Source organism: Niveispirillum sp. (genome assembly GCF_052437035.1).
Classification (GTDB): Bacteria; Pseudomonadota; Alphaproteobacteria; order Azospirillales; family Azospirillaceae; genus Niveispirillum.
Genome location: NZ_JBQVOH010000020.1, coordinates 1 through 21,047, shown reverse-complemented (window position 1 = coordinate 21,047; position 21,047 = coordinate 1). Strand labels below are relative to the sequence as shown.

Annotated in this window: 19 protein-coding genes and 3 pseudogenes; 10 read left to right on the top strand and 12 right to left on the bottom strand. The window is 64.8% G+C overall.

Features of this window, described 5'->3' with window-relative positions; translation table 11 throughout:
* Positions 1–79: 79 nt before the first annotated feature.
* Complete coding sequence (locus ACT6Q8_RS25155; protein ID WP_444739463.1) at positions 80–313, bottom strand: hypothetical protein; 234 nt, start codon at positions 311–313, stop codon at positions 80–82.
* A 17-nt stretch (positions 314–330) separates the two neighbouring features.
* Here ACT6Q8_RS25155 and ACT6Q8_RS25150 point away from each other — a divergent pair, with 17 nt between their 5' ends.
* Complete coding sequence (locus ACT6Q8_RS25150; RefSeq protein ID WP_444739462.1) at positions 331–582, top strand: hypothetical protein; 252 nt, start codon at positions 331–333, stop codon at positions 580–582.
* Between the two features lie 337 nt (positions 583–919).
* Here ACT6Q8_RS25150 and ACT6Q8_RS25145 read toward each other — a convergent pair whose 3' ends face one another.
* On the bottom strand, positions 920–3,211 hold the full coding sequence (locus ACT6Q8_RS25145) for a TonB-dependent receptor (RefSeq protein ID WP_054170542.1): 2,292 nt from the start codon (positions 3,209–3,211) through the stop codon (positions 920–922).
* Between the two features lie 110 nt (positions 3,212–3,321).
* Here ACT6Q8_RS25145 and ACT6Q8_RS25140 point away from each other — a divergent pair, with 110 nt between their 5' ends.
* Positions 3,322–3,555, top strand: a complete 234-nt coding sequence (locus ACT6Q8_RS25140; RefSeq protein ID WP_156344911.1) for a hypothetical protein — start codon at positions 3,322–3,324, stop codon at positions 3,553–3,555.
* Here ACT6Q8_RS25140 and ACT6Q8_RS25135 read toward each other — a convergent pair.
* From ACT6Q8_RS25135 to ACT6Q8_RS25090, 10 genes are read right to left on the bottom strand one after another with little or no spacing between them, the layout of a single operon-like run.
* Positions 3,540–4,460, bottom strand: a complete 921-nt coding sequence (locus ACT6Q8_RS25135) for a LysR family transcriptional regulator (RefSeq protein ID WP_054170543.1) — start codon at positions 4,458–4,460, stop codon at positions 3,540–3,542. The genes ACT6Q8_RS25140 and ACT6Q8_RS25135 overlap by 16 nt on opposite strands.
* A gap of 36 nt (positions 4,461–4,496) precedes the next feature.
* Complete coding sequence (locus ACT6Q8_RS25130) at positions 4,497–7,895, bottom strand: glycosyl hydrolase (RefSeq protein WP_444735252.1); 3,399 nt, start codon at positions 7,893–7,895, stop codon at positions 4,497–4,499.
* Positions 7,888–8,307: a hypothetical protein gene (locus ACT6Q8_RS25125; protein ID WP_444735253.1), complete on the bottom strand. Its 420-nt coding sequence runs from the start codon at positions 8,305–8,307 to the stop codon at positions 7,888–7,890. The genes ACT6Q8_RS25130 and ACT6Q8_RS25125 overlap by 8 nt, the downstream gene beginning before the upstream one ends.
* Positions 8,304–9,614, bottom strand: a complete 1,311-nt coding sequence (locus ACT6Q8_RS25120) for a glycoside hydrolase family 1 protein (RefSeq protein WP_444735254.1) — start codon at positions 9,612–9,614, stop codon at positions 8,304–8,306. Before ACT6Q8_RS25120 ends, ACT6Q8_RS25125 begins: the two co-directional genes overlap by 4 nt.
* 31 nt (positions 9,615–9,645) lie before the next feature.
* Positions 9,646–10,473, bottom strand: coding sequence for a fumarylacetoacetate hydrolase family protein (locus ACT6Q8_RS25115; RefSeq protein ID WP_444735255.1), 828 nt, complete (start codon positions 10,471–10,473; stop codon positions 9,646–9,648).
* Positions 10,474–10,488: 15 nt separating this feature from the next.
* Complete coding sequence (locus ACT6Q8_RS25110; RefSeq protein ID WP_444735256.1) at positions 10,489–11,358, bottom strand: VOC family protein; 870 nt, start codon at positions 11,356–11,358, stop codon at positions 10,489–10,491.
* Positions 11,359–11,372: 14 nt separating this feature from the next.
* Positions 11,373–11,807 carry a GlcG/HbpS family heme-binding protein gene (locus ACT6Q8_RS25105; RefSeq protein WP_054170549.1) on the bottom strand — a complete coding sequence of 145 codons (435 nt, stop codon included), beginning with the start codon at positions 11,805–11,807 and terminating at the stop codon, positions 11,373–11,375.
* Positions 11,795–13,357: a bifunctional 3-(3-hydroxy-phenyl)propionate/3-hydroxycinnamic acid hydroxylase MhpA gene (gene mhpA / locus ACT6Q8_RS25100; protein ID WP_444735257.1), complete on the bottom strand. Its 1,563-nt coding sequence runs from the start codon at positions 13,355–13,357 to the stop codon at positions 11,795–11,797. The genes ACT6Q8_RS25105 and mhpA overlap by 13 nt, the downstream gene beginning before the upstream one ends.
* Entirely contained in the window at positions 13,357–14,190 is an 834-nt protein-coding gene (locus ACT6Q8_RS25095; protein WP_054170551.1) for an alpha/beta hydrolase, read from the bottom strand. Before ACT6Q8_RS25095 ends, mhpA begins: the two co-directional genes overlap by 1 nt.
* The gene (locus tag ACT6Q8_RS25090) at positions 14,187–15,416 is read right to left on the bottom strand and encodes an amidohydrolase family protein (protein WP_054170552.1); all 1,230 of its coding nucleotides are present in this window, start codon (positions 15,414–15,416) and stop codon (positions 14,187–14,189) included. Before ACT6Q8_RS25090 ends, ACT6Q8_RS25095 begins: the two co-directional genes overlap by 4 nt.
* Positions 15,417–16,065: 649 nt before the next feature.
* Here ACT6Q8_RS25090 and ACT6Q8_RS25085 point away from each other — a divergent pair.
* The 8 genes and pseudogenes from ACT6Q8_RS25085 (at position 16,066) to ACT6Q8_RS25050 (ending at position 20,530) form a co-directional block, all read left to right on the top strand.
* Complete coding sequence (locus ACT6Q8_RS25085) at positions 16,066–16,392, top strand: hypothetical protein (protein ID WP_444739461.1); 327 nt, start codon at positions 16,066–16,068, stop codon at positions 16,390–16,392.
* Between the two features lie 90 nt (positions 16,393–16,482).
* Positions 16,483–16,833 (top strand): annotated as a pseudogene (locus tag ACT6Q8_RS25080) (helix-turn-helix domain-containing protein); the annotation flags it as partial.
* A 255-nt stretch (positions 16,834–17,088) separates the two neighbouring features.
* Positions 17,089–17,853, top strand: a pseudogene (gene istB / locus ACT6Q8_RS25075) (IS21-like element helper ATPase IstB); the annotation flags it as partial.
* A 132-nt stretch (positions 17,854–17,985) separates the two neighbouring features.
* A pseudogene (locus tag ACT6Q8_RS25070) lies at positions 17,986–18,207 on the top strand (phage major capsid protein); the annotation flags it as partial.
* Positions 18,208–18,316: 109 nt separating this feature from the next.
* Positions 18,317–18,655 carry a phage major capsid protein gene (locus ACT6Q8_RS25065; RefSeq protein ID WP_444735259.1) on the top strand — a complete coding sequence of 113 codons (339 nt, stop codon included), beginning with the start codon at positions 18,317–18,319 and terminating at the stop codon, positions 18,653–18,655.
* On the top strand, positions 18,652–18,867 hold the full coding sequence (locus ACT6Q8_RS25060) for a phage head-tail joining protein (RefSeq protein WP_444739465.1): 216 nt from the start codon (positions 18,652–18,654) through the stop codon (positions 18,865–18,867). Before ACT6Q8_RS25065 ends, ACT6Q8_RS25060 begins: the two co-directional genes overlap by 4 nt.
* Positions 18,791–19,210 (top strand): DUF2190 family protein, encoded by a 420-nt coding sequence (locus tag ACT6Q8_RS25055; RefSeq protein ID WP_444739464.1) that lies wholly within the window; start codon positions 18,791–18,793, stop codon positions 19,208–19,210. The genes ACT6Q8_RS25060 and ACT6Q8_RS25055 overlap by 77 nt, the downstream gene beginning before the upstream one ends.
* 105 nt (positions 19,211–19,315) lie before the next feature.
* On the top strand, positions 19,316–20,530 hold the full coding sequence (locus ACT6Q8_RS25050; RefSeq protein ID WP_444735258.1) for a hypothetical protein: 1,215 nt from the start codon (positions 19,316–19,318) through the stop codon (positions 20,528–20,530).
* Positions 20,531–21,047: the final 517 nt, after the last annotated feature.

Sequence of the window (21,047 nt, the reverse complement as noted above, 5' to 3'; positions counted from 1 at the left end):
GTTGTGCAGAACCTGATGGGCCGACGACTGGCGAACATAAAGCAACGCCTTGCGGGTCAGGTGATGGGCGCGCAGCTTGTCAGAGGTCATGGCCGCCCTCCTGTTGCGCGCGGTCGCCGCGATGAAACCCATGCTCCAGGATCAGTCGCACCATCAACCGGGTCAGCGTTCCCTGCGTTTCCCTGGGAAGGTCCGACCAAGTCGGCGTTCCCGTCGGCAACTGGCCGGGGCGATCGCCAAACAGGTCCGGCTGATGATCGTTCCCGTTCCGTGCAAACGCCCTGCGCGCCCGGCTTTTCGTGTTGGTCGACACCGCTTTGCCTCCCACAAATGTTGCGAGAGGTCAGTGATAGCCTGGAAAACCCCGGTTCCGACCCGACCACCTTCGTCGTCGAAGCCAAAAGAACCTGTAAGGAAAGAAGCGTTGGGATACCGACCCACGGCTGGTCGGCCAGCGTCGCCGCCAGGGGGCAGGACGTGCGCTCAAACATCCAGGCCGGGATCTCCAGCCAGCGCGTTGCAGCCAATCCATTCAATGTGCAGCGGAAAACAAGGCCGGGCGCCTTCTCCACCACCGAGTGAACCGCCACCAACTGACCGAACCACGGATGCCAAGGATAATACACCTCACGGAACACGATCCCGTGGGCGTTATCAAACTGGCTTGTACAATACCCAACACCCTCATTCCGCGCTCAGGAGACAAACACCCGACGAGGCATACAGGCAAGGACCGGACAGACTGTGTTTGGCGGCGTGAACTGAACAGGGCCAAGCTTAACGCCGAACAAAAACTGTCCGGTAACCGGGGAACAGCTCTGTAGAGGTAGGGTGGCCCCAATTCGATATCGACCTGAAAGGCGAAGGACAGGCAGGGTTTGGGATAATCCGCGTCGCCCTTGCGGGGTCCATCCCTGGATCAGAAGTGGGTTTCTAGGGAAATGCCCAGCGTCCGCCGGCCTTCACGCACGTTCCAGTTCACGTAATTGCCGACATTCGCGAACGGCGTGGCCAGGATGGCGGCTTTGAAATTCTCGTCGAACAGATTGCGGGCGAACAGGCTGACGCGCCAGGAGCCGTCAAGGTCCGACACGCCAACGGCGGCGTTGAACACACCATAGGCGGGGTGTTTGGTGTCCGGGTTGCCGACGGCGTTGAAGGTCTTCGACCGCCACGCATAGTTGGCCGACAGGTCCATCACCAGATTGGTGAAGACATCCTGCTCATAGGCGACGCCCAGATTGTAGGTAAGTTTGGGCGCATTGGCCAAAGGATCGCCCTTGGCCTGGTACAGCCGGTTGGTGGCGGTGGAACCCGGCGCGTTGCACTGTGCTGCAATGGCCGCCGCCCCCTGCTGCTGGATATAATTGGGACAGGCGGTCAGATAATCGGTGAAGACCGCGTCGGAATAGGCCAGCGCCGCGTTCAGGCGCAGTTCGCGTGTCACCTGCAAATTGCTTTCGATCTCGAAGCCCTTGGTGCGCAGGCCGCCGGCATTCTCCGTCACGAACTCGTTATTGCGCAGCACGGCGGTCTGCAAATTCTTGTACTTGTCGTGGAACAGGTTGCCATTCAGGGTCAGGCGGCCCTCCATCAGCGTGGTCTTGGCACCGATGGTGAAATCATCCACGGTCTGCGGGTTCACCTCCGTCCGCGTGCCGCTGAGGCCGGAGAAGGTGACGGTGGGACCCAGATAGCCGTGAGCATATGTGGCAAACAGCAGCACATCCTCCATCGGCGTATATTCGCCGCCGAACCGGCCTGACATGCTGGCATCCGTCACCTTGCCTTCCGACAGGGCCCGCGGGGCATAGGGCGCGACACCGGTCGGCAGGGCCCGATCAATCTGGGAGAAGCTGCTGGCCTCCACCCAATCCTTGGAGAAACGCAAGCCGCCCAGCAGACGGAAATCATCCGACAGGCGCAGCTTGCCATCGGCAAATGCCGCCGCCCCTTCCGTCGTGGTTTCCCCCTGGGACAGGCCGGCGGTGATCGAGACGGTGACGGGGGCGAAGGGTTGGGCCGGGCGCAGCAAGGCACTCTCTCCGGCGTTGGTCACCTTCTGGCGGAAAAGATAGAGGCCCGTCACATATTCCAGGCTCTCGCCCGAGGGGGAGGTCAGGCGCACTTCCTGGGAGATGAGCGAGCGGTTATTGCCCACGCGCCGCGCCTCGAACACCGGCAGGGGACCAGCATCAATGGAGTAGATGCCCGGCTTCTCGTCCTGGCGGCGCCAGGCGGACAGGGAGGTCAGGCTGTAATCGCCCAGCGCCCAGGCCAATTCCAGCGACGAGCCGAAATTCTCCACCTTTTCGAACCCGCCGCCATTTTCCACCGACAGCTCATTGTCGAAGGACGGGGTGACGCCCAGCGTTGCGAGGTTCACCCCCGGCGGGTTGAACTTCGGATCGCCGGCCGGAATTTTATTCAAGGTCCAGAGCTGGCCCGGCCCCTTCTGGCTGCGGCGCGAATAATCGCCGATCAGATAGGCACTGAAATTGTCATTCACATCCCACAGCAGCTTGGCGCGGCCGCCGGTACGCTTGGTTTCGCCCCACATCTCGTTGCGGACGATATTCTTGACGAAGCCATCATGGCGACGGTCGAAGGCATAGACGGCCATGGCCAGATTATCGGCCAGCGGCAGGTTCAGATTGCCATGGATATCCGTCTCGTCCAGCGAGGCGTAGGAGGCGAACAGGTCGCCCGACACCGCCGTCGCATCGGGCCGGCGGGTGGTGATGGAGATGACGCCCGAGGACGCGTTCTTGCCGAACTGCGTGCCCTGCGGGCCCTTCAGCACCTCGATCCGTTCGATATCGCCCAGGCTTTCCACCGGGTTGCCGAAGCCGATGACGACACCGTCGACCACCGTGCCCACGGGACTTTCCGAGGCGCTGGCGAAGCCGCCGGCATTGCCGACGCCGCGCAGACGGAACCCCTGGTCGTTGGGGGTGGAGCCGAACTGCACGCCGGGCGTGGTGTACTGGATGTCGGTCAGGTCCTTAATGCCTGTCGCCGCTAACTGTTCGGCTCCGATGGCGGTGACGGCCAGTGGCACTTCCTGCAGCCGTTCCTGCCGGCGGGACGCGGTGACGACGATCTCCTCCAGCGTGAACGCTTCCTGGGCGGCGGCCACCGGGACCAGGCCGGCCAGCAAGGCGATGAAGGCGGCGCCGGCATGCAGCGGCGAATGGACAAGCTTGTTCATGGTCAAAGACCTCCCTTTTGATTTTGTTTACGGGCCAAGCCGGGGCCGTTTCCGACCGGCAAAGCGGACGGATCGGGGAGAGGCTTGCCGGAATTTCAGGTGATGGACGAGTGCGTCAGGCGCGCCTGATCGATGCCAACGACCGGATCATGTTGTTCCTCCCCTTGGGCGGCCCGTTTACCGGGTTCCTGCCGGTGGCGTCCGTTCCGGGGAACGGCGCTGTCACCCAATCTTTTCACATCCCATCAATAGCAGAGGGCCATCCCAACCGTTCATTTTCATTCAACATCATGTGTATTTCGCAAAATGATGGATGGAATGGCGTGATTTATTTCACTGACTGATCCATGCCCGCCGCCACATCGCGCATGAAGGTGCGCATCCAGGCCATGCCGGGATCGGACGACCGGTGCTTGTGCCATTGCAGCATCTGGGTAAAGCCGCCCAGTTGGATCGGCAGTTCCAGCAGGCGCAGCGGCAGCCGCTTGGCCCAGATATTGGCGGACCGCCGGTGCATGGTGGCGATGCGGTCGGTGCCGACCACGGCATCGGCCACCAGGGTGAAATTGGGGGCATAGACGGTGATGTTACGCCGGAAACCGCGCCCGGCCAGCAATTCGTCATCGATATGTGGCACCTTGGTCGGCCCCATGCTGGTGCCGACATGTTCAAGGTTCAGATATTGCTCCAAGGCGATGCTGTCGCCGATTTTGGGATTGTCCTGCCAGCAGACGCAGACGAAATCATCCTTGAACAGCGGCTCACGCGGATATTCCTCCACCGTACGCTTCTCCGGCACGATCAGGAAATCGGCCACGCCCTGGCGCAGATGTTCGGCCGCGTTCTCCGTAGTCAGCACGGTGCGGATGCGGATACCGGGGGCGCGTTCGCGCAGGCGGCGCACCACCTCTGCCACGAAGACCAGAAAGGCATAATCGGACGTGATGACGGTGAAGTTGCGCTCCTCCGTCGCGGGTTCGAACCCCGCGCGGCTGGTGGAGATGCGTTCCAACTCCACCAGCGTATCGCGAACCTGGGCGCCCAGCATCTCCGCGAATGGGGTCGGCACCATGCGGCGCCCCACCTGCACGAACAGTTCGTCATCGAAATATTCGCGCAAGCGGCGCAGTGCGTTGCTGACGGCGGATTGCGTCATGTTCAACTGCTGCGCCACCCTGCTGACGCTTTCTTCCGCCAGCAGTTTGTCGAGAATGACCAACAGGTTCAGGTCAAGCCGGTTGAAACGCATTTTCCACCCTGTGGCATTCTTGTCCTTGCCGCCAGCCTAACCGTTCCCGCCCGGCAATTCCATGCGGACCAGCCGCACGGGACCAGCCAGGCCGGACGGCAGTAAGCGTGCCTTGGTGTCGGGATGCAGCAGGGGATGGGTGTTGGTGGTGACACGGACACCCCCTGCGCCGCCCGCGTCGCCCACGATGCGGTTGGGCCAGAGATTGCTGACCGCCACCTCCAGCTTGTTGGTGCCGGCCTTCAGCAACGGGCCGACATCGATGCGGTAGGGTTGCTTCCAGGCAATGCCTGCCTCAGTGCCGTTCACCCGCACGGTCGCCACCTCATGCACGGCCCCCAGATCGATCCAGACCGGCTTGCCCGCCCAGGCGGCGGGGAGTTTGACCTCTGTCGCATAGGTGGCGGTGCCGGAGAAATGCCGGACAGCCGGGTCGGACATGTCGTTCCACAAGCCCAATTTGGGAAGAGGGACGCTGTCCGGCATCGCCTGACCCTTGGGGAAGAACAAGGTCCAGACACCCGACAGCGCCAAGCTCTCCGCCTCCACTGGGGTCGCCACGTCACGGGCCGTGGCCGGTGCCGAACCACGCTGCACGATGAAGATGGCCTGGTTCGGGCTCAGGGTCAGCGGGACGGACGTCCGCCCTGCCTCCTGGCGGAAAGGGGCGGGCTCGACGGCGCCGCTGTCGGCATGCCAGAGGCTGACATCGCGGCCATCGCCGCGCAGCGACAGGGTGACGCTTTCCGCTCGGTCCTTCTGATTAGCGACGAACCAGATGTCGGCATCATCGGTACGGCGGTGCGACCAGACGATGTCGGCATCCATCGCACCGGCCATCGTCAGGTCCGGCGCCACGCCTCGGTCGGCCAGGGCAGCGGCGATGTCGGGGGCGGGATAAAGCCGGCCCTTGCCAATGGAACGCGGGATCGGGGTGTCGACGCCCCACAGTTCGCCGATCAGCGCCGCCACCTGGGCCGGATCGTCCGACAGGCTCGTGCTGCCCGTGGGCCTTGGCGCCAGCACGGCAGCCCCCTGGTTCAGCAGGTCGCGCAGGCGCCTCAGGACGGCCAGCGACAGTTTCAAATCGCCACTCCTGGCATCGGGCGGCACCACCAGCAGCCGATAGGCGACACCCGATGGTGCCAGCAAATGCCCGTCCTTGACCGACAGCAGTTCCGTCACTGCGTCACGGGCCACGAAATCCAGGCGGTAACCTTTGGGTAGGGCCGGCGACAGGCGGTCGGGATCGGGGGCGGAAATCGCCCCGCCCTCCCCCACGAACCAGGCGATGTCGGCGACATGGCGGCCCTGCTGTTGCAGGTATGAGGAACGGGACAGATAGGACATCCAGGCACCCGCCTGTTCCGCCCAGGTTTCATGACGGGTAAAATATTGCCCGAACGGCCCCAGCGTGATGCCGGGGCGCAGGTCATCCGACGGCTGATGAACCGACGTATGAATGACGAAGCGGTTCACCCCGCGCGCCAGGAACCGGTCGGCGAACGGCTTCAACGCCGCCGGTGTCGCCGTGAAGGGCGGCATGAAGGGCAAGGCGGTGAACGCCTCCGCCGCCACCAGATTCTGGCCATAGAAATGCGCGGCTGACGCGGCCTCTGCGATATCGGACGTATGCGCCGGGTCGGAGGGGGCGCCGGGCGGCATTTGCCAGAACTCCCCCATCGGAATGTCGGTATAGCGCTTGTTCAGCAGGCCGTCGCCCGTGGTCGGCAGGCGCGTCCCCATCGCCTCCCCGTAATAGCCCAGGCCCTTTTCATGGGCGAAGTCGCGGATGGTCTTGTAATGCGCCTCGGCCAGCAGATCGGCGATGGTGCGGCGGAAATCCCAGAGGAAACGCTCGCTGTCGGCAGCGGAACCGACCACACGGCCTGTCAGCACCGGCAACCAGGGCGTCAGGTCATAGCCGCGCCGGCGCTTGAATTCCGCCGGCAGGGCGGGGGTCCAGTTGGCCTGCCCCGCCTCCCAACTGTCGGTCAGCAGGTTCTTCAGGCCCTTGGCGCCGCGCAGATCGCCCAGCGCCTGATCGATAGGCCCCAGATAGCCCTCCAGATAGGCGCGGACAGCAGCAGCGTCCAGCTTGTCCACCTCGAACCCGGTTCCTTCCGGGTCGGCGGGATGGTTCTTGGCGCCAGTCAGGGAATAACCGATGCGCAGCACCTGCCAGCGACCGGGTGGCGGGGTCCAGTCCAGGGTGCCATCGGCGCCGATCCGGGCTGTCAGGTTCACCACCTGATCACGCGCCGGCACCGGGCGGACCGGCTGCGGGCCGGTGTCATAGGATCGCATCGTGTCATAGGCGGCCTTGGCCTGCCAGCGATCGACCATGGCCTCCGTCTCGAACCGCAGTTCGGTGACGGCATGCACGGTCTGCTGCGGCATGCCCGGCAGGGCCAGGGCCTGCGGCGGGATCGGGTCCAGCCGGAAGCGCCAACGCCGCGACGATGCCTCGGGCAAGGCCACGGTGCGCACGGGTGCGGCGGCGGGGAAGGCCACCGGTTCCTGAGGGGCGACGCGCACCAGATCGCGGAAAGTGCCGTTTTCGTCCGCTACCTCCACCACGCCGCTGGGCGACAGGGCGTTCAGCGGGTCTTCGATGGTGGCGGCCAGCGTGACGGCGGGCAATGATACCGGTTTGTCGAAGGTATATTCGACCCAGGCCAACTGCCCGTCCGGCGTCTTCTGCTCCAGCCGCAGTGGCGCGTCATAGCGTCCGTCGCTCAGGATGGCGGCATCGCCGGCACTGCTGCTGATGCGGGGCTTCAGGCTGCCCAGCGGTACCACCGCGTCGGGCAGGCGATAGGCGACCACGGCCACATCGGCATAATGGGAAGGGCTGGTGCCCTGTGCGGTGGCCGGCGGGCGCGGACGAGCGCCAGGGACCGGCGGCGGGGGCGGCAGGCGCAGTTCCGGCGGCATCGGCATGTCCTGGAACGGGCCATTGCCGGTGGGTGGGGATGGCAGGCGGCCCTGGAAGCGCTTGGCGCCGGTGATGACCGTTTCGCTCCAGACCAGCTTCTTCATGGCCTGCTCAGGCTTGACCCAGGGGCCGCCCGTCTCGCTCCACCCCGCCGAGGCGGCCATGGTCATTTCCAGGCCCAGCGCGTCAGCCCGTTCAGCCGCGTGCCGAACCATCGCCCGCCATTCGGGGGAGAAGACCACGACCGGCTTGTCCACCAGCAGCGGGGTTTCCAGATTACCGGAGAACAGTTGGAACCCACCGATGCCCACCCGGCGCATCCAGGCCAGATCCTTGTCGATACCGTCGGCGGTGACATTGTTGCCCAGCCAGTGCCACCAGACGCGCGGCTTGGCACTGTCGGGTGGGGTCTGGAATCCGTCGCGCAGCGTGTCGGCGGCCAGGGCCGACGTACCGGACAGCAGGCAGGCGGCCAGCAGGATCAATGCCTTACGCATGGATTTTCCTCCCCAGGTCGCGCAGCGACCATGTCGTGACACCCAAGGCGATGACCGCCCCCAGCGGCAGCTTCAGATACAGCACCTGTGCCCAATCCAGCCCCGATATCCCGCGCAGCAGCAGGGCCGCCAGCGGTACCGTCACTGCGGCGGCCAGCAGCGCCAGCCCGACCCCACGCAACAGGATGAAGCGCACGGATGGAAGCGGCGACAGGCGGCGGCGGTTTATCAGGCTGGGCACGACCGACCCCATCAGCGCGATCATGAAGGCGGTCGGGATCAGATCGATCACCAGTGCATCGACCGACACCTGTTCAACCCCGTGGAAGGCCAGCCAGGTGAAGCCGAGGTTGAGGGCGCTGTTGATGGCGATGCTGACCGCCACCTCCCGCGCCAGCATCCCCCCGCTCACGCCGCACCGTTACGCTTGGCGATGGCGCCCAGATAGGCGGCGCTGGGCTTGGGGGTACGTTTCTGGGTCGTGCGATCCACGGCGACCAGCCCGAATTTGGGGCGGTATCCGAAAATCCATTCGTAATTATCCAGGAACGACCAGTGCAGATAGCCCTTCACCGGCACGCCGTCGCGCACGCAGTCGCGCAGCGCCGCCACGGCGGTGTCGATATAGGCGATGCGGCGGGTATCGTCCTCGGTTGCGATACCATTCTCCGTGACATAGACCGGCTTGCCGGTGACGGCATGGGCATAGCGGACGGTGGCCCCCAGGGCCTGGGGATAGAATTCCTCCCCCATCTGGGTCAGTTCCACGCCCTCCGGCGGGTGCATAATGCCCTTGGCATCGAAGCGGTTGCGACCGTAGGTCTGCACGCCCACGAAATCATCAGCTTTGGCTGCGTCCAGCCAGGCGTCGTTCAGATAGGATCGCACCGCGTCACGCTGGCTCCCAACACCCACGGCCTGATCATCGACGATGGCCAGGGACACGCCCACGGGGAAACTGCCCGGCCCGGCCTTGATGGCGGCGGCACCCTTGCGGTGGCCTTCCAGCAGGTTGGGCAGCATGGCGTCCTGGTCGCCGAACTGGGCGGCGGAGAAACGGGCGGAACCGGCCAGGGTGGCGGCACCCTGCATGGCCGTGCCCATGTCGGCCAAGATGGGCGGGGGCAGGATGACGCGCAGCAACCGGCCCAGGTTGGGTTCGTTCAGAGTGGTGGCGATGTGGGCGAACTCGCCCACCGCCTTCACCGCTGCTGCGCAGAAACGGGCGAATTTATCGCCCGACCCCGCCACTTCCCATCCACCCTGCTTGGCAAACCACAGGGGCGTGGTGAAATGGTTGAAGCTGATGGCCGGTGCCAGGCCTTTCTCGCGGCAGGTGGCGGCCACACGACGGTAATGGTCCAGCGCCTTGGCGTCGAACCGGCCCTCCTCCGGCTCGATCCGCGACCATTCCAGGGAGAAGCGGAAGGCGTTGAAGCCTAGCTTCGATGCCAGGTCCATATCCTGGGCATAGAGGTTCAGGAAGTCGCAGGCCTTGCCCGACTTTTCCGAAAACGGACCGGGGGACAGCTGCTCCAGGTGCCAGATGTCGCTGTTGCTGTTGTCGCCCTCCGTCTGGTGCCCGGAAATGGCGGCACCCCAGAGGAAATCCTTTGGAAACGCTACCTTCGCCGCCCGGCCCGGTAATGCGGCCAGGGCGGCCCCTGCCGACAGGCCGGCCAGCAGCGTGCGGCGTCCGATGTGATCATTGGTCAACATGGCTGATCCTCCCTGCTTTATCGTTGGTTGTTCAAGCGACATCGGCAATGGGGTTGGACAACAGGCCAATGCCCGGAATATCCACTTCCACCACATCGCCCGGCTTCATCCACAGCGGCGGTTCGCGCTTGGCCCCCACCCCGCCCGGCGTGCCCGTGGCGATGACATCGCCCGGCGATAAAGGCGTGAAGGCGGAGATGTAGGCGATGATGGTGGGGATGGAGAAAATCATCTCCGCCGTCGGCTGGCTCTGGACCACCTGACCGTTCAGACGCGTGGTCACGGTCAGGGCGCGATAGTCCGGTACGTCATCCGCCGTCACCAGCACGGGGCCGAAGCCTCCCGTGCCGGGAAAGTTCTTGCCCGGGGTGAATTGCTGCGTGTGCCATTGCCAATCGCGCACCGAGGCATCGTTGAAGCAAGCATAGCCGGCAACGTGCGACAGCGCATCCGCCACGGCGATGTCGCGCCCGCCCCGACCGATCACCACCGCCAACTCGCCCTCGAAATCCAGGTGCGTGGAATGGCGCGGGCGCAGGATAGGCTGGCCCGATGCGACCAGCGTGTCGGCAAAGCGGGTGAAGATCGACGGGTTGGCCACCTTGGCCCGGCCCGTCTCCTGCCGGTGTGTTTCGTAATTATGCCCGACGCACAGGATCTTGCCCGGACTGGGGATAGGCGGCAGCAAGGTAACCGCCGATAGCGGGATCGTCGGTTCCACGCCCGTCAGATCGGCCAGGATGCCGGCGGCAAGGGCCGATTTCAGGTCGGGCGCCTGGGCGCTGAAATCCGCGATCCGGTCACCGGAAAGGGCGCCGAAACCGGATTTGCCATCATGAAGAAAACTGATCAAACGCATGGTTGCCTGCTCCTATCAGCCGCGCCGGAAGCGGAAGACGCGTTCCGCCGCCCCCAATGCCGCCATGTCCTTGCCGGAGATGCCCCATTGGTCGATGCGGTTGGGCGGCCAGATCCAATCGTCGGGCGTGCCGGTCTGGTAATCGTCATCCACGATCTCCACGGCGGTGGAGAATTCGACAACGGCGCCAAACGGCGCGATGAAATAGGCGAAGATATTGGCCCCCGGCCCGTGCCGTCCTGGCCCCCAGGCCGGCACCATGCCGACATCGCGCAACCGCCCGATACCGCGCATGACGGCATCCATGTCGGCCATCTCGAATGCGATATGATTCAAGGACGCGAAGCCGGCGCGGGCAAAGGCGATGGAATGGTGCGAGGCGTTGCAGCGCACGAAGACCATGCCCTTGGTGCGGTCTGACACGCGAAAACCCAGTATATCTTCGGCAAAACGCGCCGTTGCCTCCGCATCCACGGCGTTCAGCACGACATGAGTCAGGCGCACGGCGCGGTCAGGCACGCCCGCCACCGGCTCCACCCGCTTGGCACCGGCCAGCAGGCGGATCACCGCCCCGTCCGGCAGGGCCAGCGCGATGCCAACACCAGCACCGGGATCGGTGGACGTCGCCTCCGCCAGCGCCACGCCGTGCTGGGCGGCCCGCAGGCGCACGGCCTCAACTTCACCCACCGTCGCCAGGAAGGTGACGGAACGGACCAGCGGATGGTCGCTGCGATGCAACCCCACCAAATAGGGCTGATCCCCCGATCCGCGTAGATAGCAGCTGTCGATGTCCCCGCCGGCCTCGCCGAGGCCCCATATACCGGTCAGGAAGCGGGCCGCTTCCTCTGGGTCAGGCAGTTCCAACTCGATGCTTCGCAGTTCCATGGGTCAAACCCCTTTCATTCGCCGGGATCGGCCGTCAGGCCCGCGGCGGCGATGCCGGCCAGGGCACAAGCTTCATCCCGGTCGGACGTGTCGCCGGAGATGCCAACCGCGCCGATGACCGTGCCTTCCGCATCGCGGATCAGCACACCGCCGGCCGCCGGCACCATGTCGCCTTGGACCAACTGTCCCAGGGCCACAAAGAAAGCTGGATTGCGGGCCGCCCGTGTGGCCAGCGTGCGGGAACCGCTGCCCATGCCGACGGCACCAGCCGCCTTGCCCCGCGCCAGTTCCGCGCGGAAATGCGTGGCGCCGTCTTCGCGCGCCAGGGCCACGGGATGGCCACCGGCATCCAGGACAGTCACCGCCAGCGGCGCCATGGCCACGGCCCGCGCATGTTCCAGCGCGGCGCGGATGATCATGTCGGCGTGTGCATAGGTCAGGCCGCCCATGTCACCCCCTCCTTGTCCTTCAGGCCCAAGTCGCGGGCCAGATGCGACAACAGCGCCGGCAATTCGTCCGCTGTAGCCGCCATGCCGTAAATGTAGAAATCCGGTCGCAGCAATATCGCCACCGCACCGTGCCGGTCTAACCAACCGGTCAGTGCCCCGTCGATATCGCTGATACCTTGTGGCCCAAAGCTCCAGGCCGTTATGCTCGGCACCGCAGGCAGGGGGGGGACTGCAACGCTGTCTCCCAGGATCAAGCGCCAGCCGCCGCCGGTGAGATCGTCCAGCAGGTGGGGCGTGCCTCCGGCCAGTGTCACGCGTGGCTGGATAAAGCGTTGGCCCGCGCCCGGCCGCACGATACCGTCGGCGATGGCCGGGATCAGGTCGGCCGCCGTGCGCGGCGGACCGCCCGCGATTTGCGCCCGGATGGTGCGGTCCCGCTCCGCCGCCTTGTCGCGATCCAGCACACAGATATAGCGCCCCGCCGCCACGGCAGCGCCGATGATGCTGCGCACATGCGGTTCACGTTCCGGCTGATAGCTATCCAGCAGCGCGTCTGGCGCCCGGCCCTTCAGCACCATATCCAGCTTCCAGGCAAGGTTGGCCACGTCGCGGAAGCCATGGCACATGCCTTGGCCGAAGAAGGGTGGGGTCTGGTGCGCGGCGTCACCGGCCAGGAAGACGTTGCCCACGCGCCAACGCTCCGCCACCAGCCCATGGAACCGGTAGGTCGCTGCGCGCACGATCCGATGCGGCACATTCCGGACCCAGGGTTCCAACAGGTCGGCGACGATGTCAGACCGCATCATCTCGCCATCATCCTCACCCGGCAGCAGCATGAATTCCCAGCGGCGCAGGTTGCGCGGCCCAGGCACGATGGTGGCGGGCCGCGACGGGTCGCACATCATCACCGACAGGCGCTGCAGATCGGCTTGTGCAGGCAGTCCGGTAACGGGCGGGAAGGACAGGGGACCATCGACCTCTGCGTCCACCACCAGCCAGGGCTCATCGAACTCCAGATCATCCAGCCGCACACCCAGCAGTTTGCGTACCGGCGAACTGGCGCCGTCGCAGGCGATGACATGGCGGACAGCGACGTGGCTTTCCCCCTCACCGTCCAGCAGGGTCAGGACGGCTTGGCCACCCGCCTGCACCAGCCCCGTCAGACGGCAGCCCAGGCGCAGTTGCACATGGTCGAACCGCGACAGGCCGGCACGCAGGGCGCCTTCCAAGTCTGGCTGGTAGAAGAAATAATCGTTGGACCAGCCGAAGGGCCGTGCCTGTCCTGCCGTGCCCATATAGCGGATGACCCCGCCATCGGCCCCGACATGCAGGTGCCCATCCGTGTCGCGCATCAGGGGCAGGATCGTCTCGGTCAGATCAACGTCCTGGAAAAGACGGACCATTTCGTGATCGATGTGGACGGCGCGCGGCAATGGATGCGGGCTGGCCGACTGTTCCACCACCAGGGTGTGGATACCCCGCCGGCCCAGCAGATTGGCCGCCAGCGCCCCCACGGGGCCGCAGCCGATGATAGCGACGTCGAATTCCATTACCGTCCTCCGACAAGATGCAGTCTCAGGAAACGCAGCAGATCCGGGGCTAGTTGGGCGCTGAAGCTGCCCTCCTCGGTCGGGTCCTGCTCGCTGAACCAGTAATGGGTTGCCCCAAGCACGGGCCGGCCACGCACAGGAAAACCGGCCTGGCGCAGGGCGGTGAGCATCCCCTCGCTCTGACCCGGCAGCACATCGGTATCGTGCGTGCCCCAGGCCAGCAGGACGGGCAGTGCATTGCCCATGCGCCGCACCTGCCGCAGAGGCGAGGCAGCGGCATAAAGGTCAGGATCGTCATAGGGGTCGGCGCCCAGCATGCGCGCAGCCGCATCCTTGCCCGGCCCGGCATTGCCGGCCAGATCGGCCTGCCAATGGCTGAACAGGTCATAGACGCCATAGATGCCGACCAGCGCCCGCAAGGAAGGCAACGGCCCATCCCCTTCCGCCCTCACCGGCACCCGGTCGCCGGCCAGCGCCACCAGGGATGCCAGATGTGCCCCAGCCGAGGCGCCCAGGATGGCGATGCGGTTGCCATCCAGTCCCAGTTCCCCTGCCTTCGCGGCGATAAAGCACAGGGCGGCGCGCACGTCGTGCGCATTACCGGGAAAGACCGGCCCGGCAACGGCGCGGCGGTAATCGGTGGCGAACAGCGCGATGCCAAAGGCCGCGAGATACCGGCCCCAGCGGCCCAGTGCGGCCTTGTCGCCGCGTAGCCAGGCGCCACCGGGCACGGCCACCAGCACGGGGTGCGGACCCGGCCCGTCCGGGCGCCAAAGGTCCCCGGTCAGGTCACCACCCGGATGGCTACCGAAGACCAGGCTTTCCGTCCTCATACCGCCACCGCCGGTGCCTTGTGGAAACGGCCGTCCTGCATGATGGCCAACAGGTTACGTTTGTTCTGCAGGATGCCGACATCGGCGGTGGGATCGCCGGCGACCAGCAGCAGGTCGGCCAGATACCCTTCCCGCACCAGCCCCACGGGCAGATCCATGATCTGCCCGCCCAACCCCGTGGCGGCGGCCAGTGCCTCCGCCGGGCTATAGCCGAACAGGGTGACGAAATGCTCCAGGTCACGACCGTTGCGACCGTTGGGATTGAAGGGGAAACCGTAATCGCCGCCCGGCAGCACCCGCACGCCGCGCCTCTTCAGTTCCGGGATCAGGCGCGTGGCGCGTTCGATCACCGGCTTGGCACTCTCCTTCATCGCACCCATGTCGATATGGGGCGGCGGCTTGGCCTCCAGGGTGGCGACGATGATGCCGATGGCGGGCGCCATGAAGATGTCGGCCTTCGCTGCCTCCAACATGTCCACGGCCTCTTCGTCGGCATAGGTGCAGTGGTAGAGGACGCGCACGCCATGGCGCAGGCCCATCTTCACCGCGTCCGATGCCTGGGTATGGGCATTCACCCACAGACCCTGCTCCCGTGCCCGCTGACACGCCGCCGCCACTTCCGCATCGGTATAAAGGATATGCTGCGACGATCCGGGCAGCAGCGCATCCTCCCCCGACAGCAGCAATTTCACGCTGTCGATGCCTAGGCCCTTGCAATGGTCGATGAAGCTGCGCATGGCGTCAGGCCCGCGCCCATGGTCGATATGACCGGTCTCCACCCCGTCGCTGCCGGGCGGGCTGCGTTCGATGGTCGATGCACGCAGCCGGGGGCCGGGCAGATGGCCGTCGCGGATATCATCGCGCAGTACCACCTCCACCCGCTCACCCAGGGCGCCGGCGGAATAGACGCTGGTGAAACCATGGTCCAGCAGGACGCGGGCATTGCGCGCAGCGGCGAGCGTCATTTCCTCCGGTGGCAGTTCGAACCGGTGGATGATCCGCTCCACCGATGACGGCCAGGTCAAATGCCCATGTGCCTCCACCAGGCCCGGCATCAGGGTGCCGCCCTTGCCATCCACAGCCGTGGCGCCGTCACGCGGCAGTTCCGGGTCGCGGCCCAGCCGGGCCACGGCGGTGATGCGCCCGCCCTCCACCATCACCTCGCCGCGGAAGCGGTCGGCACCGGTGCCGTCGAAAATCCAGACATTGCTGAACAGGTGCCGCATGGGAACCCTCCCTCATGGCCCGCCGATGCGGGCGCATTCCGTTATTCGCGGCCAGGATGTGTCCGGCCACGTCGGTTGAAATCTGCTTCTTGCTGTCGGGCCGTCAGGCCGGATCGGGTGCGGCGTGGTGCCGGTATGTCCGCGTCAATTTGCCTCCCCTGACCGCCCCCGTTCTTTCGGGGGTCGCTTCACCGACCCCACAATCAACACAGCGGCAGGCAAGTTTGAAATTGAATGAATAAATTCGACCCATCACGGATATGAATGCGGGCCGCGCCACGGAAATTCGCCGGAAGCAACGCGGCATTGATGTCGGTGGCGACAGGGTGCCCACGCGCCCTTCGGGGTGATCCCCATCGTCCCGGGGGCACAACACGAAAGTGCGTTTTATGTACCGTTCCGCCGAACATAGGCAGAACTGGCGGGCCAATCTGTCGGAAATCATGTGTTTTCCGACAGGCCCGGTTCAAAGCCTACTAGCGACATCAATACCCGCGAAATTCTGTGCGACAAAGCCTGTCGGATTGGAAGCTGTGCTGATACCCCCTCAACAGGGGTTATCCGTCGTATCGTCAGCAGCCGCTGAACGGGGCAACGCCGATTTGTTCTCACGAACGGTAGATAAAACGCACTTTCGTGTTGGCACCCCTTGAACAAGGGCGTTGAAGGCGCATTCCGGACTCGTCTGGCAAACGCTGTTTCTGCCTATACCCTTGCCGGCTACGCCGTCGTGACCTCCGCTGAGAGTTTCTTCGGCCCTGGTTCCCGGATCGGGTACATCAAGCACCAAAATATTATCTGCCGGACCAGAGAAGCCGGGGAATTAAGGACGGTAAATGACGGTGATCCATTGGAGATACAAGAGCCTGAACCGGGCAGCCTCATTTGTTCCCATTTCAGCAGCAAAGCCCGCGGCGGCGCATTGATTGAGACAAAATACGACGAAGTAGGGGTGTTGACTTCCACGCGGAACTGACCCGGGAAGGCGGCTTCTTTCCATTGAGAATTGACCCATGTGACCGTTCCCCCTTCGCGTTGGGCGACGGGGGGCACTGGAGTGATCCACATGGGACTTTTGAATGTCATCCGCCGTTTAGCCTTGCGTGAGAAGGTGGCGATCCGGGAGATCGCGCGTCGGACCGGTCTGTCGCGAAATACCATCAAGAAGTATTTGAACGCCTGGACGATCGAGCCGAAGTTTTCGGTGCCGGAGCGACCCAGCAAGCTGGACCCGTTCGCCGACAAGTTGGCAGCCTGGCTCAAGGCCGAGGCCTCCACATCGCGCAAGCAGCGCCGAACCTTGAAACATATGCACGCCGATCTGATCGCGCTGGGGTTCTCCGGTTCTTATAACCGGGTTGCGGCCTTTGCCCGTGAATGGCGCGCGGAGCGCCAACGCGAGCAGCAGACGACAGGAGATCGCGATATGGTCGATATCCTGGCCCTGGTCCTGCAGCACGACGAGCAGGCGGTGCTGGCCGCGGTCGAACTGGCCCTGTCCGACGGCGTGGCAACCAAAACCCATGTCCTGAACATCCTGCATCGCCTGATCGATGGCAAGCCGACCGACGGGCGACCATCAGCACACCGCAGACCCTGCTCCTGCGCCATGAACCCAAGGCCAATGTCGAACGCTATGATGACCTGCGCGCCCGCAGCACCGGAGGCCGTCATGCGTCATGACCCCGCCAGTGCTGCCATCGTCATCATGCTGCGAAGCCTCAAGATGTATGGTTTGGCGCAGGCCGTCACCGATCTCATCGAGCAGGGCGGCTCCCGCCTGTGAGGCCGCCATCCCCATCCTGATGCAGCTGCTGAAGGCCGAGATGGCGGAACGGGAGGTGCGTTCCATCGCCTACCACATGAAAGCCGCACGGTTCCCAGCCTACAAGGATCTGGCGGGTTTCGATTTCCAGGCCAGCGATATCAACGAGGCCACGGTACGCCAGCTCCGCAGCTGCGCGTTCATCGACGGCGCGCAGAATGTCGTGTTGATCGGTGGCCCGGTACCGGAAAAACCCACATCGCAACGGCTATCGCCATCCAGGCCATCGAACATCATCGTCGTAAAGTCCGGTTCATATCGACCATCGAACTCGTCAACGCGCTCGAGCAGGAGAAGGCCAAGGGAAAAGCCGGGCAGTTGGCTGAAGCCATGACACGTCTGGATCTCGTGATCCTGGACGAACTCGGGTACCTGCCTTTCAGCGCATCTGGCGGTGCGCTGCTATTCCACCTGCTCAGCAAACTCTACGAGCGGACCAGCGTCATCATAACCACCAATCTCAGTTTCAGGGAATGGGCCACCGTCTTTGGCGACGCCAAGATGACCTCCGCCTTGCTCGACCGCCTGACACATCGCTGTCACATCGTCGAAACCGGAAATGACAGCTTTCGTTTCAAGGCCAGCACTGCCGCTGCATCCGGCAAGAGAAAGGGAAATCCTCATACCTTGAATCATGAACCAAGCCGCATAACTCATAGGTGGGTCAATTCTCGACGGAAATCCAGGGTCAATTCCGCGTGGAAATCAACACTCAACGAGCACGGCGAGATCAAGGCCGGGACGATGGCCGAGGCGCGGGAGGCCTACAAGGTCGAGACCTGGGCGCGGAAGATCGGCGTCACCCGGCAGGTGCTGGTGAACGACGACCTTGACGCCTTCGCGGACCTCGCACGCCGCATGGGCCAAGCCGCGGCCGAGACCGAGGCGCGGATCCTCGTCACCCTCCTCAAGGCGGGCAGCGGCAACAGCCCGACCCTGTCGGACGGCAAGACCTTGTTCCACGCCGATCACGGCAACAAGGCGGGCACCGGGGCGGCGATCTCCGACACGACGCTCTCGGCCGCCCCGGCTGGCGCTGCGCACGCAGAAGGGCATCGAGGATCGCACGATCCGCGTGACGCCCCGCAACCTGCTGGTGCCGCCCGCGCTGGAGACCACGGCCGAGAAGTGGCTGGCGTCCATCGCGCCTGCCACGGCCGCCGATGTGAACCCGTTCTCCGGGTCGCTCTCGCTGGTGGTCGAGCCGCGGCTGTCCAGCGCGACGCGCTGGTACGTCACCGCCGATCCCGGCGAGATCGACGGGCTGGAGTTCGCCTATCTCTCGGGCGCGGAGGGCCCGCAGGTCGAGAGCCGCTCAGGCTGGGACGTGGACGGCGTGGAGATCCGGGTGATCCTCGATTTCGGGGCGGGCTTCATCGATCATCGGGGCTGGTTCATGAACGCGGGCGCGTGAGCGTGGCCGACCTCGCCCAGCTCACCGCCTGGCGGGACGCCCTGATGGCCGCGCGCTACCGGGGCGTCCGCACCGTCGAATACGACGGCAAGCGCGTCACCCACGCGGGCGACGGCGAGATGGTCGCCGCGCTCGCTGACCTTAACCGGCAGATCGCAGAGGCGACCCACCGCATCTCGGTCGTCCGCATCCAATCCTCGAAAGGGCTCTGACATTAAGAACTACCTCCAGAACGGCCACATCGTCCGCGTCACGACGCCCGCCGGCATAGCCTCGGGCGACCCGCTGATCGTCGGCAGCATCTTCGGCATCGCCGCCTATTCCTCGGCCGCGGGCTACCCGGTCGAGCTCTCCACAACCGGCGTATTCCAGTTGCCGAAGGCCAGCGCCGCGGCGCTGAGCGTCGGCACGCGCGTGGCGTGGGACAACGCAACGGACGAAGTGACCACCCCGGCGGCCGGGCGCTTCCCCATCGGCGTCGCCGTCAAGGCGGCAGGCAGCGGCGTCACCAGCGTCGCAGTGCGGCTGGATGGTGTGGCAACGGCGGCGGCGTGATACGGCAAATCGCGTTGGCGGCTGCAACGCGTTCGCATTATCAGTTTCGGCTGCCATTCCTCGATCCTACTCTGAGCCCGGAAGACGAATCTTTCGGGGCTTTTCATGGACGGTGGGACGACACGAACGGCAAAGGACCTCTCCCGCGAGGAGCTCTATGCGCGCGTATGGGAACGGCCGCTCAATAGTGTCGGCCCGGAACTCGGCATCGACGGCCCGCGTCTCGCCAAGCTCTGCGACAAGCGCCAGGTGCCTTATCCGCCTCCGGGATATTGGCAGAAGAAGGCTGTCGGCCGGGCCCCTGCGCCAACGCCGTTGCCCGCGGAGGAAGTGGTTGCAATAAAGGAGACCGCTCCTCGAACATCGCGCGCGCCTCGACCGACCACCGTAGCATCAAAGAGGCCTTCGGCGGTGTCGCTACCGCAAGAGGCACGCGCACCTAAACCTCCGTTCGTCCCGGACGCCAAAGAGACCGAGAAGGACGATGGGCTGGATCCGCTGGACGGGCTGCATCCGAAGATCAAGGCGTGGATCGCAGAGCACAAGCGAGAGCAGAAGGAGCGTGCGCAGGAGAACCGGCGACGGAGTAACGACATCTGGTCCTGGGGCGAGTCCCTACTGGACGATCTCACACCGCGCGATCTGTATCGCTTCCGCGCCAGCAGCACGCTCTGCCGCGCCATCGAGGCGGCGGACGGGCGCGTGAAGGAGGCCGACATTCACGGCAAGCTGACCTTCACCGTCGGGGGGCGGGACATCGAGTGCATGGTGAAGGAGAAGATGTCTCGACCGATCAAGCGACCGGAAGGTGAGGCCGCAAAGTGGACGGCCTATCCGCATCACCACAATTTAGGGCTGACCTCGTCGGGATTCCTCCGGGCGCAGATCAGCACCTGGCTTCCGGGCGAGCAGCCGCAGTGGATCGAGAGCCCGAGGAAGCCGTTCTCGCAGTTGATCCCGGCAATCGTGGAAACGGTCGTGTCGAGCGTTCCGCACATGATCGAGTGGGAGCGCAAGCGCGAAGAGGACCGCCCTCGCTATGAGGAGCAGGAGAGGCGCTGGTGGGAGTTGCGGCGGCTCAAGGAGATCGATGACGCACGCTGGAGTCGCTTCCGGTCTGCGGCGACGAACTGGCAGGAGAAGAAGCTTCTCAATGCATTCATCACTGAGCTTGAAGCGCGGCTGGCATCCGAAGGGGATCATGCCATCGGGGAGAAGACGACCACCGAGTGGCTTGATTGGGCGAAGGACCGTGCCGCAGAGCTCGATCCTTTTGCCGAGGGGCTGGCCGGGCTGTTTCGCGATGTGCAGCGCCCATGAGGGCCCATGATGCTTCGGCACCGCGCCATGGGACGTGTTCCCCCTCGGCGTAGATCGCATCCGTGAGGTGCTTCAACAGCATCGCGTGATCAGCGAGGGCCGTGACGTGGACCCAATGGACGTCCTCGGGGCTTGCGAGGAAGTGGTCGTCGCTAGCGGCGCGGATTCGGTCGAGGGCCGCGTCGATCTCGGCCTTGCGCGCGATGAAGACTGAGAGCGCGGCGTCGTTGGTCTTGGGCATGGGGTGGTCTCCCGTGGTGGTGTCGGGGACTATCAGGCTCGCGGGCGCGCCTCGTACAAGCGGAGAGTTCGGTCACTGCGACTCCGCGCGATTCGTTGACATGCGGCGTCGGGGTTCTGTTGACACAGTGTTGACACGGACGATAAACGCAAAAGCCCCCCGTGCGGGAGGTCCTTAAGCGGCTGATTTCTCGAAGAATTTTGGATGCGGGGGCAGGATTTGAACCTGCGGCCTTCAGGTTATGAGCCTGACGAGCTACCGGGCTGCTCCACCCCG